This is a genomic window from Idiomarina rhizosphaerae, from assembly GCF_024159085.1.
In the GTDB taxonomy this organism is placed as follows: domain Bacteria; phylum Pseudomonadota; class Gammaproteobacteria; order Enterobacterales; family Alteromonadaceae; genus Idiomarina; species Idiomarina rhizosphaerae.
Window position 1 is genome coordinate 187,601 of sequence record NZ_JAMZDE010000006.1, and the last position, 12,460, is coordinate 200,060.

Here is a 12,460-nt window from a genome sequence, read left to right on the forward strand (position 1 = left end):
ATGATAAAGCGGCTCATTTTAGCCTCAATTCGCTGGTATCAGCGTCGTGGCGGTTCGCGCCACTTCTTTAATACCGAGTGCAATTTTGAGCCATCTTGTTCGCAGTATACTTATCAGGCCATTAGCCAATACGGTAGCTGGCGCGGTATAAAGCTTGGTGTCGCGCGCATGAAGCGTTGTAACGACCCTGACTGCGTGCATAAAAAACATGACCCAGTTCCCTAAATAAGGTAGCCCTTATGTCTTACGAAATGTCTTCTGAGCAGTTGCGAGATGAAGAAGAAGCCCTGCGTAACCAAATACGCGAGCTAACGCCTGAGCAGCGAAAAGAATACTACCGCCTTGAAGGTCAGAAAATTAAAGACCCTGACACCTACGCGGTACTGAACTGGTTCATTATGGCGGGCCTGCATCATTTTTATTTAGGCAACACGCAGCGTGGTGTTATCAACCTTTGTGTCATGCTGGTTGGCCTGGTTTTCTTACCTTTCTTACCCATAGTCGGGGTTATCATTCTTGTCGGTATTGTCATTGTCGAGCTGCCGCAGTTGTTTAAGTCACAACAAATTGTTCATGCTTACAACAATAACGTTATGCGCGAGCTCATTCATAAAGTGAAGTCAAATAACGCCTAAACTCCGTTCAGGCAAAGTCTTTCAGCCTGAGATGCCCCTCTATTGAGTCGGCAAGTGCTTGGGGCACCTCATGTTCAGTGGCTAACCCCCGCCACTGAGACACCGCGTTAATCACATCATCAATAATTGCATCAATTTCTTTGCGCTCTACCTTTGGTAACTGAACGTCTGCCAGCGCGTAAAAGTCGGCGCGGGTATGGCCGCTGCGCTTGCCATTTAACGACATCCAGTGCTGCTCTACCCAGGGGTTTCCGGGCTTATAGCTAAAGGCAACATCGTAAGCCGGGCTCAACCGCCATTGCTTGTCCTCCAGCATAAAACCAAAGTTCTTGGAGTGATCATCGTGGTTGGTTGCTACGTGGTTAAACACCATACGGCGAAACAAGTCTATAGCGTCCGCCCGTGGCAACCTTAGCTGGCGAGCAACCTGAAACAGCTCTTCATAAGAAAACGCGCCAATATCGTGATAGTTCACGTGCTTAATAGCGGTAAGCGTTTGAATGTGCTTTTTCTCATTGCCTATTCTGTCAAAGCGCTTGGTCACAAAGTGGCGTCGGTTGCCTTCATCCAGCAAATGACATGGCATCATATGAATGCCGGCTTTTGTGGCCATTAAGTAATACACATACTCCATGGCACCGTAACCTAACGGGTCACCAAAGGTTTGCTGAGAAGGGTCGCGCTCCTTTACTCCGTCAAACTTCAGCAGATAATGCTCAAACCCTTCGGGCACAACTCCCTGCCCTGAACGAACCTGCCTGAAGTCCTTATTAAATGCCAGAACCGCTTTTGGCCTTGCGCCACCGGCGCTGGTGCCAACCGCTAATAAGGCCTGCATCATTTCTTTGTCTGCCGCGTCGTCAAAGTGCGTGCGCTGACGAAAGCCCTTTCGTGCATCCAGCACTTCCTGCGCTAACCTCATTAAGCTCTCAAGCTCTATGTCTTTGTTCTTGGCGTTGGTTTGATTCTTACGCGCGGGGTGATACTCAAGAGCGCCCATACCCCGCTCGCCGGTATACTGAAGCCGCTCAAGCGGGCTCAGAGGCTCGGTGCGATCGGGCTGTTGCGCAACCCATTGGTTCAGTACCGCATTACCAAAGTCATCAGGCAAAGAGTCTGCCAGCATACCCGGCAGTCCTCTGAACGTATCCCAATTTAACCCCGGAAAGGAGTAAATTCGTCCCTTCTCGGCAGGCATAGTTAAAGGCGCAAGCGGAATGTTTTTTTCAACAAATTCAGATAAATACTCGAACCGCGCAGCCGTGTCGCCTTTGTTATAACTTAAGGCACCGACAGGCTCACCTTTGTAGCGAACTTCAATGGTATTAATCACCAGTCCAGCTCCTCATTGTCAGCAGGTTTCACACGCGTTTTACCGCTCGCCCGCTTCTTCTGTTTGGTGCTACTTTTGAGTAGTTGCACAGGAGAAACGCCCTCGTCCGGGAACGCAGCCAGTAAATTGTCGATATGACCCAAAGCCTGAAGAATAGCGACATAGGTCGGTAAGGTGCTTTTACCACCCTCGGCAGATTTAACGGCATTCAGTGAGACATTCGCTAAGGTCGCTAAGTCCTCCTGAGTTAAATCCTGGTTCAGCCGATACTGCCGGACCCGCTGACCAATGAGTGAAGGAACACGATCAAAATCCATATAAAGAACCTTAAATAGGTTTTAAACTGATAATTAGAGTTTAGCAGACTATTTAAGGGATGTAATTATATTTATATAAAAGTCTTTATATGGACTATAAAGTGGTTAATTCATGTAGGAAGCCTTTTTAAGGGCTATAAAAATATACTTGAAAGAGGGTTGTTAATAACACTTGATTTGAGTATGAATCGATAGTCCGCTTCGTGCCATCAACGGTAACTAGTGAGCTTAGCGAGTAATTTATTAGTGTGCAGCTCATTGTTGTGCATTGGCCTAATATGCGAATTGCACAATATTACTAACAACAATATGTTTCCCAGGTTTAATAGGATTGGGTTGGCGAATTTCTACGCGAGCATTTTTCATCGCGAAATCTGCTTTCTTTAGCTGAAAATCGGTGCCGTGAAGCTCCCTGCTTGAATGCCCGTCAAATACCCATAAAACTTGATTCGGTTCAAGCGGTTCTGAAATCTCAACTTGAACTGATATTTCATCTTCGTATTTATAGCTATCTTCCAGCTTAATCACACTTACTTCTCCTGGCCCTTCTTTCTTGATATGACTCCCCAGCACATAATCCTTATCGCCTACCGTCAGCTTCACTATTTTCTTCAACGATATTTTTCCTTCATCGGCAAATTTATTCAGCTCTTCTCCCAGTTTGATTTTATTTTCTACCACACTTTCAGTTTCTTTTCGTGGTCGCACCGACGATGGTGTAGATGAAGTTTGCTTCTGATTGGCTATCAATCCTTGCAAGCGAGCAATTTCACTATCTCTTTCGGTAAGATCAGAATAGTAGCGATTCTCAAGTTCATTAACCTTGCGCCTTAATTGTATGTGCTCTTCTTGAGATGCGGGAGTTTCATCCTCAACTTCGAGCTTTATTCTTTTCAATTCCTTGAGCTGAGTGCGGGTGTACCTATAAACATACTTTGCTGGAATCGGATATGCGTATAAGAACACCATACTGCTTATTAGTGGAAGCGCTATAAGATATAGAAGGCTCCAGTACCAACTGGGATATAAAACTCCTTCGATAAAAGTAATCTTTTCGGCTGGTGTAATCGAAGATAGCAATATTAGAATTAGTTTGTAGTTCCAAAATACCCACGCGACAGCGGCTGCACCAAGCAAGGGGTTTGTGATTCGCTCGTAGAGATTAGCCCGAATTGAGCGAGACAGATCATCAATCATTACAAAATGGCTCCTTCTGGTGTATAACGCTTTGCATAAACGGCGATCCTACAAGAGCGTCCGGTCGAGGCCCATTGGGCCGCAACGAAGTTAATACACTTGTTAAGCATGCAGAGCTCGAATATCAAAATTTGCATCGCCATGATGATGACCTGAGATGGACATGAAGAGCTTTCCCGTTAGCTCCACATTTGTGCGGACGATTTCTCTGTTAGATTTATAGAATTCTGAATCCACACACAACTGTAGCTTTTTTATGTTTTCGATTTTTATCGTCTCTTCAGTCTCGAAACTATTAGTGAATAGGGAAATTGGTTCTGGAAGAACTAACATCCAATAGGTTTCGATTCTATCGGTTTCAAAAGAATCATAATTTGGAGGACCAGGAAATGCTTCTCGCCAGACAAACCCCTTTAACGTGACGACTTGATCTTCGTAAACCTCTTCAATCTGCTTGTTCTGACTTTCTTTCCATTTACTCTCTAAGAACTCAAGCTCTTTTACAGCCTGATACCAGCGGTCTCTATGCTTTCGAAGCTCTTTTGATGAGTATTTGGTACCTTTAGGGTGTTCGCTATTGTAATGGCCCGCCTCAGCATGGCAATTAAAGCAAAGCGGTATGCAATTATCGAAGTTAGAATCACCACCTTTCGACTCCATCAAGATGTGATGGAGCTCTATATTTCGCCCACAAAACATATGACAGACACAGCAATGTCTCCCACAAGCAACTAGTACATTTTCTTTAACTTTTTGAGGCCACATATCTTTTTTTTGGCTTATTTTGTTGTCTAACGAAAAGCTAATCGACGTGCGTTAGCACGTCCTTGCTTAAACGCTTTGGTAGCTTATTAAACTCCAAAGCTACCTTATATTTTAAATTATCAATAGTTTCTTTCGGGTTTATAGATGCTTGAACTGTAATTATAGGAATACCAGTTTTTTTGGCCTCACTCAATTCCCACTGAACCCATTCAGATTTTTGAATAGACCGCGAATTTATCAAAATCATGAGCTGAGCATGAAATAGCATCTTTTCGACATGACGTTGCTTTTCAGAAGCGTCGTTATGCAGAAGGTCAATATAATGCGGCCCATAATTCGACAACACGTCTGACACCATTTCTAATGTATTAAGGTCAACATAGTTATCCCTAGTGGTATAGCTGACAAATATAACCATTATGATCCAATCCATTTTATGGCATATGCTATCCAGCCAACAGTCCCGAAGATCGCCAGCGCAAAATAAAGTGCCATTGAATGATTAAGTGCCGCACTAAACCAAGTTACAGCTAAATCCCCATCAGGATAATTACTAATGGAGTTTCTCTGTGCAATCGCAAGTAATTTTCGATTCATAGCACTTCGTGTTTTTCTTTGAAAATAGTACGCAGAAAAATCCGCAACCCAAAATCCAAAACAAATTAGAAGCGGGATAACAAAGTAGGAATGATCAAGGTGATTATCAGTTAGCTTGGCTAAGATCGCCAAAGCGGCACCAATAAGCCCCACGCAGATTTTCTTGAATTCAAAACAGCTCTTACTTATTTGTAGAGTCGCTTCGTGAAGCTGATCCACACTTGCCCAATCTAGCTCATCCTCACATGATCTCTTATATTCTGTCATCTTTTTATATGTCTCCAGACTGCCATAGGAATCTAACGCCGCCAGTACGAGCGGCTTTGTAAGAAAGCAGCCACAACGAAAAAAACGTCGCTGTACCTGGCCTTATTAAGGCTACACAGCCCTTCCAGAAAGACTGGCATTGTGCTGTGTTTCCATTCTCCCAACTAGATAAAGCTCAAGCGCGTTTGCTAGATAGGCATATTCTTGTGGAAAGCCGATAGTAACCATACTCCCTGCCCTTTAAGAAAGAAAGACATACACACCTTGCATATTATGATTCGGAAGCGAACCTTCGAAGGCATACCTCTCCGACCAAACTGGTGGTTCGCTTAACTTTCCTCGATTCCAGTGCTTGAATGGCTCGTTATGTATTACTTACTACGATTTCCGTAAGCTGCAAATAGTATAAATAATATAAGATTAAAACCTACTGGGTATAATCCAAACAGAATCCAATCACTCCAGTTTGTTGGTAAAAAATAGCCAACGGTACCAGTAAAGACCCCTATAATTAGGCAACCAACTATACCAAATATGTCGTTATTTTTATTTTCTCGAAATGCCCTAGGAATAAGAAAAAGTGCAAACAAGATCCAAATAATTGAACCTGCGATAGCCTGCTTAACCTCTTGTTGGATTTCAATATCTAAGCTTGTGTCGATATTTTTCTTAGAAGTGATCTCAACCAAGCCTCTATGCACATTTTCTACAGCTTGATTTGCTAATTTATCTTTATGATCAAACTTATCTGTTTTTTCTAATAGCGCTATAGTACGTTCGTATGCAGTCAACTCGTTGTTAAAGGTTTGTGATTCATAAAAAAAGAATGCAAAGCCAATAATAACTATCAAAGTAAAAAATATAATCAATCTCCGCCATGAAAAGTCGGTAGCGAATTTTTCTATAAAATCAAAGAAAGGTTGAATCATAACGACTTAAATCCTGTAATACATAACATCTATGGACGCTCCCAATTGTGCGTGCACACTTTATAACTCGTTCAATTTATAGGTGCTGAGTCTTAAGTTACTGAAATAGTGAAGGTTCCGACCTTGAAATTCTCTGAATAAGCGAAAGCAATCTGAGCATGCACTCGACCAGCGCATAATACTCAATTTTAATTTTTTTATATAATTGACAGTAAACGACTTAAATACACAACACAATAACAAGACGGTGAGTCAACAGTTGAAATCCGAAAGTCCGCTCTTCGCACTTTACAGACCGTCGGCAAAGTGCCAAGAGCAGACACTCAGATACAGCTTCAGGGTATATAAAAGTTTCCATAAACTTTAAGCTATCAAACCGAGTGTCTCATGCTGTCTATTAACTATCTTAGGTATTATCTTCTAACTGCCTCAGCCACTGATTAAATTTAGAGACGGTTGTTTCGTGCCGCCTTTTCAGTTTCAGTTCCTCACACATTACTTCCACAGGTGAATTAGGATCTTTGCTTCGAGCAAACTTTGCTAAACCGAGAGCTTCTTCATAAGCTAACTCACTCCACTTCCTGTCGTAACCGAATGCTTCCACACCACGCCATTCAATCAGATTAACTATTTTTTCTGGGGCGCTCCAAAGAGTTGGGGAGTAATCTTCGTTCTCTTTAATTCCAGCGAACTGTTCCACAATTGTCCGAAGGTAGTCGACTTGCTTTTTACTTGTTTTCGCTAGACCATGCAAATCTGCCAATTCTAGAGCTAATGAATGTAGGGTAATACCCGGACGTTCAGTCAGAACTTCTTTTGCAAGTTGAGCCAATTTCTCAGCATACTCCGGCTTAAAGTAATCTGCCGAATTTAGCGTTTGTTCATGTAAAACTTTGTTACCGTCAGAGTCTTGTGGTATTACATTGTCAGTAGGTGCACTTTCAGATTTAGAGCTAATGGAAACACTCTTGGATAAGATGGCTGCCTCTGCTTCCGCCTCTTCAAGAGTATCTTTTTCCATCTCGGCCTCAAGTATTTCTCTTAGCTTTAAATCAATCTTTTCTATAGCAGACTTCGAGTCTACGAAGTAGTCGGTTGACCATAATCGAACTATATTCCAACCAAGGCTTTCGAGAATTATTTGTCTTACTCTATCCCTGTCCCTGGCAGCTGGAGATCCGTGATATGTAGCTCCATCGCATTCAATTCCAGCTATATATTTTCCAGGCCTATCTGGATGCAAAACCCCCAAATCGACTCTGAATTTACTCACGCCAACTTGAGTTTGAATCTTCCATCCTTTAACTCGAAGTTCCTGCGCTACGGCTTCTTCAAAATCACTGTCAAACTGATCGACACCATGATCAGCCGATGCTATTTCAGCCAGAGCAATGGGTCCTTTTTCAGCGAATTCTAAGAAGTGTTTTAGGTGTTCAACCGCTATCGAATTGGTTCGGCTCAAGTCAATCATCGAGGCGTCAAAGCTACTGAAAACAACAATTTCAGTTGTAGCGCGAGTTATAGCAACATTTAGACGCCTTTCTCCTCCGCTTTTATTGAGAGGACCAAAGTTCATACTCATTGTCTTAGCACCAGGCTCCGTTGGGCCATAAGCTAAACTAAGCATAATGATGTCTCTCTCATCTCCTTGTACCGATTCTAAATTTTTGACAAATACAGGCTCTTTATCCGTACCATCTTGAAAATACTCTTCGATAGCGGAGTGTTGCCTTCTCGCATCATCTAAGAGATCTTCAATAGTCCGTTGTTGATCAGTATTGAGTGTTACAACACCGATAGATTTTTTACACTCATTTTTATCAAGCAGCCTTCTAACAATTTCATCCACGATTGCTTTCGCCTCAATAGGATTGTTTCTTCCTGTTCCTTTCGCGTAAATTCCGTCTACACGATGCAGCGATACAGCAGATTCTTTTGTTTCTGAAGAGGGGTAAGTAACAAGCGAGTTCTCATAATACTTACTGTTTGAGAACGCAATAAGCGTTTCATGCTTGCTCCGATAGTGTCCCATAAGACGCTTAAGTGGAAGTCTGGCAGCTAATGCCTGATCTAAGATTGACTCCAGATCTTCTTCATCGGGATCATCTGAACTGCCACCAGCAGAAAAGAAGTTAGTTGGTGGCATTTGCTTTGGATCACCAACAATTATCACATTTTTTCCTCTCGCTATCGCCCCTACAGAGTCCCACGTTGTCATTTGTGAAGCCTCATCAAAGACAACCAAGTCGAAGCCTTTAAAGTCGGACGGTAAAAACTGTGCGACTGACAAAGGTGACATCATTAGGCAAGGAGAAAGATCTAATAGGGAGTTCCCCAATTGATTAATTAAAGCGCGGATTGGAATATGTCTTGTCTTCTTCTGTAGCTCTTTTGCAAGCACCCCAAACTGTCTGGGATTATCCTTAGCGCCCTGAACAGGTTTTGTCTCTGATACTAGAGCAACAATGTATTCGCTCGTAATTTTCGCAACTCTCTCATCAAGTTTTTTGAAAGTTTCAATTGTCTGTTCATGCGTTGATGCCTTGAATTGGCGAAGTTCATCTTTTGCATCAATAAGTAGCGGAGCAAGCCACTGGCAGAAAGCAACTCTAAATTGCTCACTTAGCTCCTCCGGGCTCACTACACCAGATTCCAACCCTTGACTAAAAGATTGGAGGTCAAGTGCAGTCACCTTTTGCTTTGCCGACTGCCATTCACACCAGCTTTTCAGTTTTGGCGAGTGTGAGCTTATTTCACTGAGATTATTGATTAAACCTGATAGCTCAGCATCAGAGGGGACTTTTAATCCCACTTTATTCAGTTCGGATTTAGAGTCCTGAAGTTTTTCTAGCACCTTGTTGTAAATCGTTAACGCGGAATAGACCTTTGAGTCCTCTAAAAACTCTCTGCCGTCAATAAACCACTTTTTAACAGGAATCAGTATTTCAGTTGGGTCCTCAGTAAGGTTGACTAGCTTTGAGACACAGTCCCTCACTTCATCACCTATATCAGCCATTTCCTCTAAGCTTTCAGGGCGTGTCTTCCAGCCCGACCAAATCGAGTACTTCTCAAATATTTTTAGCCTATCTTCGATGTTTAACTTTAACTCCTGACAATTGGCAATCTGTTCAATAATTGACAAATCATCTATTTTTGATAAGCCAAGAGCTACCGCTTCACTATTAATTTTTCTTCTTCTGAAAAATGACTTAAGCCACCCATTTTTGGCTTCTTCAGCAAGTTTATGCCAATGTTCAACTGGCACTTTAGAAACGTTTTCACTTGTTACACCATGTGATATCTCTTCTAGAGCTGCATCAAATTCCATTTTAAGATTTGCGATTTCTCGAAGAGCAGCGATACGTTCTTTTGCCCCATTATCGATAGCAAAAGCAATATCGTGTTTACAGGCAAAGTCAGCAAGATGATTTAATCTTCCAATTGATTCAAGATTATCTACGGTTTTTAAAGTTGCCTCTAAAGAAAAATATGGAAGCAGTACAGATAAGGCCTCTTCCACAGCTTTTTGATTTTCCTTCCAACTATCAATTGCGGATAGGAGCCGGGACTGCCAGACATTAGACCACTCAACTGCTGTAACGAGCACAAATGCCTCTATATTCAGTGTTCTTACGTCGGAAAACGCTAGAGCTAGCTGACCAATTAATTCCTTAGTTTTGTTTAAATCTTCTTCAGACGAGATTGGAGCGGCTTCAATATCCGGCTGCCAATTAACCTTTACCTTCAATGATTCGCTATTTATAGCTAATGCTGAAATAGTATCTCGCGCAGTAAGACCAAAAATGGACTTAGCATGCAGGGCTCGCACGTAGTTATTTAGCAGCTCTTTCTTTTTCTTCAATTCTGCAACATTCGTTTCCCACGTTCTGGGATTCAGACCCTCACGCTTTTGCCATGCTTTGTTTAGTTGATCTAACACGGCCCGCTTATTTGCTTTATTACTGTGAAGTTCCAAACATAAATGGTCTAAACCAGCTTTTTCCAGTCTCCGGTAAACCACATTTAACGCAGCCATTTTCTCGGCAACGAACAGAACCTTTCTACCAAGACCAATGTTGTGGGCTATGATATTCGCTATTGTTTCAGATTTTCCTGTACCTGGAGGTCCTTCTAAAACAAAGTCTTGAGCACGGGCAGATGCATCGACTGCCACCAGCTGCGAGCTATCGCAATTCAGTGGTGTATAAATAGAGGCTGGATCAAGCTTTTTGTCGATCTCATCCCGTTCAATAAATGTACTTTCTTGCGGATACGGATCTCGCGGGTTATCAACTAAGTGCTTCACGAACGGATTTTGCTTCAAATCGTCCAATCGGTCTCTAAGATCTTTCCACATCAGATATTTTGCAAATGAAAACGACCCAAGCACCAACTCTTCGACTAACTCAAAACCCGCCTGTTCTTTAACTGCATCTCTCACCCGCTGCCATACATACAAAACATCTACGCCACTGTCATCTTCAGGTAGCTCCTCCTTAAATTCACTCAGATTGATATCATGCTCTGATTGCAAAAACTCAATGAGAGTGAGATTGAAGATAGGATCTTCCTCTTGCAATTGCTCTACGTAAACCGGCGCCCGTGCACTACGTCTCGTTAATTTAACGGGCACCAACAGTAAGGGAGCTTTATAACTTCGAGAGTCCTCAGGATTTTCTTTCCACTTTAGAAAACCTAGCGCGAGAAATAGAGTATTGGAGCCGCCCTCTTCAAGATCGTTTTTTGCCTTCCGGAAAAGTTCAACGGAGTTTTTATCCAGCTTTTTAGTTGGTTGATTAGCAATAAGTACTTTATTTCTAATTTGGTTTAGAGCGTACTCCCGGTGAACATCAGATCCTGTTTGCAGCCTGAACATTTCACTGTCACGGCTAGCGTCGAAATAGGGGCTTTCCTGTGCAGATTGAAATTTAAACTTCGTGCCATCCGCCAGCATATCTTCCATTGCGGCGATATCTGGACAATAGAGCTTGATGGCAATAGCCCTATCATTGAAATTAAGTAGACGATTTTTTTTGGTAAGGTCAAGCAGCTTCCGCGACCACGTATCTATTCGAGTTTCCGGCGTATCATCTACTACCTGCTCGTCTTTTCTTACTGGGGGTAACGGAGGAATAACGGGCAACTCAAGGTCAGCAAAGTCTTCTTCCGATGTTTTTTCTTCTTTCTTTTCTTCTACCGTCGAAAGTGGCTTTATTGACTGTGTTCTTGCTTGGGCAACATCAATAACCATAACAAACTGAGATTCTAACTCTTCAGCCAACAAGCCTCTTGCATGGTCTCTAGCTTGTTCAAAGGTTACAGAAGAATCATTCGTCACCAATGTAGTTTCAAATAAGACTAAATCTCTGTTATCTACGCGCTTACGAACATCCTGAGGGTCATCGTTAGTTAAAATAGGCAATTTCTCATCTATAAGCCATGCGCCTGCGAAAGCGTGCTCTTGAGTCACAGCTATTACAGGGTTTAAACCCATTGCCTCAATGCAGCTCGCGAATAACAACGATGAATCCAGACATGCTGCCATCCTGGAGTGACTTATATCAGCCGCCAGTCTTACCCGTTGCCCACGTTTTGCAAAGCCTTTAGGAGGGCTTACGTACGCGAGCTTTACTTGAAAAATAACATTCCAAAGCGCCGCCAGCATTAAATAGGGTTTGTCTCGAGTATTAGATTGATACCCGTCCACTGAGCGCCCATAACCGGCTTGCTCAAGTGTAAGAGCCACTTTTCTGACTAGAGACTCTACGTACACACCGTTAGGCTTTACAAAAGCAGCAAGTAGAGCAGGTTGTCTCTCTTCCCCTCCCCAATAGTTGGCAGGTAACACATTTAGCTTTGTCTTATACTCTGCGACTGCTTCTCCATCTTCGCTGAGAAGCTTAAACGATAATTCTTGACTGATTTCCTCGGTAATACCGTAAAGTTTTTCGAAAGGAAAACGGAGTTCTTTTATTTTTAGATTAACCGATTGACCAGGCTCCAGCCTGTCTATGTGCCAACTTTCCTCTTCTAGCCAATCATTTATGCCAGACAAGTTGAGTTTCAATGAATTCAACGGCTGGAGTTCTTGTTCATCACTTTTTGGATAACTTATGCGAATCGATTTTAATATAGGATAGGAGTTTTGCTGAGCTGCAAGTGAAAAAGTAGGCGTAACATCAATTGCTAGTTCGATATTTTTGATAGTTGTATTTTTTATATTTTTGTCTTCCATTTTCGATCCCTTTCGAACAAGGTTCCTAACGGCAATTCAAGCTGATTCTCCCTTTTTACTCTTTCATTCAAATTAAGTCCAATTTTGAACCTCCGTAGCCATACATTATGAGCAAAAACCTGCCATCAGTTTTGACAGGCTGGTAATTGCCAGGAGCAGACGTTAACGCAGAGTGCAGCGGCAGT

The 12,460-nt window shown here is 42.5% G+C and carries 10 protein-coding genes; 2 read left to right on the plus strand and 8 right to left on the minus strand.

Translation table 11 applies throughout. The features are described 5' to 3' along the window. Together yidD and NJR55_RS06605 are read left to right on the plus strand one after the other, a co-directional pair. Window positions 1–225, plus strand: coding sequence for a membrane protein insertion efficiency factor YidD (gene yidD / locus NJR55_RS06600; RefSeq protein WP_253618917.1), 225 nt, complete (start codon window positions 1–3; stop codon window positions 223–225). 14 nt (window positions 226–239) lie between these two features. Next, on the plus strand, window positions 240–635 hold the full coding sequence (locus NJR55_RS06605; protein WP_253618919.1) for a TM2 domain-containing protein: 396 nt from the start codon (window positions 240–242) through the stop codon (window positions 633–635). 7 nt (window positions 636–642) lie between these two features. Here NJR55_RS06605 and NJR55_RS06610 read toward each other — a convergent pair whose 3' ends face one another. The 8 genes from NJR55_RS06610 to NJR55_RS06640 all read right to left on the minus strand — a co-directional run bounded on the left by NJR55_RS06610 (window position 643) and on the right by NJR55_RS06640 (window position 12,275). Next, entirely contained in the window at window positions 643–1,968 is a 1,326-nt protein-coding gene (locus NJR55_RS06610; protein ID WP_253618921.1) for a type II toxin-antitoxin system HipA family toxin, read from the minus strand. Further along, window positions 1,965–2,285 carry a helix-turn-helix domain-containing protein gene (locus NJR55_RS06615; protein WP_253618924.1) on the minus strand — a complete coding sequence of 107 codons (321 nt, stop codon included), beginning with the start codon at window positions 2,283–2,285 and terminating at the stop codon, window positions 1,965–1,967. Before NJR55_RS06615 ends, NJR55_RS06610 begins: the two co-directional genes overlap by 4 nt. Window positions 2,286–2,558: 273 nt before the next feature. Then, window positions 2,559–3,482, minus strand: a complete 924-nt coding sequence (locus tag NJR55_RS06620; protein ID WP_253618926.1) for a hypothetical protein — start codon at window positions 3,480–3,482, stop codon at window positions 2,559–2,561. A gap of 102 nt (window positions 3,483–3,584) precedes the next feature. After that, complete coding sequence (locus tag NJR55_RS06625; RefSeq protein WP_253618928.1) at window positions 3,585–4,247, minus strand: HNH endonuclease; 663 nt, start codon at window positions 4,245–4,247, stop codon at window positions 3,585–3,587. Window positions 4,248–4,284: 37 nt separating this feature from the next. Next, window positions 4,285–4,680, minus strand: coding sequence for a TIR domain-containing protein (locus NJR55_RS13785; protein ID WP_420844461.1), 396 nt, complete (start codon window positions 4,678–4,680; stop codon window positions 4,285–4,287). Next, a complete protein-coding gene (locus NJR55_RS06630; protein WP_253618930.1) occupies window positions 4,665–5,111 on the minus strand; it encodes a hypothetical protein in 447 nt (148 codons plus the stop codon). Before NJR55_RS06630 ends, NJR55_RS13785 begins: the two co-directional genes overlap by 16 nt. A 371-nt stretch (window positions 5,112–5,482) precedes the next feature. Continuing rightward, on the minus strand, window positions 5,483–6,040 hold the full coding sequence (locus NJR55_RS06635) for a hypothetical protein (protein WP_253618932.1): 558 nt from the start codon (window positions 6,038–6,040) through the stop codon (window positions 5,483–5,485). A 406-nt stretch (window positions 6,041–6,446) separates the two neighbouring features. Beyond that, entirely contained in the window at window positions 6,447–12,275 is a 5,829-nt protein-coding gene (locus NJR55_RS06640; protein ID WP_253618934.1) for a DUF4011 domain-containing protein, read from the minus strand. Window positions 12,276–12,460 lie beyond the last annotated feature (185 nt).

What these genes read in the sequence shown, in the direction of transcription:
- yidD (WP_253618917.1), top strand. Translation starts at nt 1, where the DNA reads ATGATAAAGCGGCTCATTTTAGCCTCAATTCGCTGGTATCAGCGTCGT.
- NJR55_RS06605 (WP_253618919.1), top strand. Translation starts at nt 240, where the DNA reads ATGTCTTACGAAATGTCTTCTGAGCAGTTGCGAGATGAAGAAGAAGCC.
- NJR55_RS06615 (WP_253618924.1), bottom strand. Translation starts at nt 2,285, where the DNA reads ATGGATTTTGATCGTGTTCCTTCACTCATTGGTCAGCGGGTCCGGCAG.
- NJR55_RS06620 (WP_253618926.1), bottom strand. Translation starts at nt 3,482, where the DNA reads ATGATTGATGATCTGTCTCGCTCAATTCGGGCTAATCTCTACGAGCGA.
- NJR55_RS06625 (WP_253618928.1), bottom strand. Translation starts at nt 4,247, where the DNA reads ATGTGGCCTCAAAAAGTTAAAGAAAATGTACTAGTTGCTTGTGGGAGA.
- NJR55_RS13785 (WP_420844461.1), bottom strand. Translation starts at nt 4,680, where the DNA reads ATGGATTGGATCATAATGGTTATATTTGTCAGCTATACCACTAGGGAT.
- NJR55_RS06630 (WP_253618930.1), bottom strand. Translation starts at nt 5,111, where the DNA reads ATGACAGAATATAAGAGATCATGTGAGGATGAGCTAGATTGGGCAAGT.
- NJR55_RS06635 (WP_253618932.1), bottom strand. Translation starts at nt 6,040, where the DNA reads ATGATTCAACCTTTCTTTGATTTTATAGAAAAATTCGCTACCGACTTT.
- NJR55_RS06640 (WP_253618934.1), bottom strand. Translation starts at nt 12,275, where the DNA reads ATGGAAGACAAAAATATAAAAAATACAACTATCAAAAATATCGAACTA.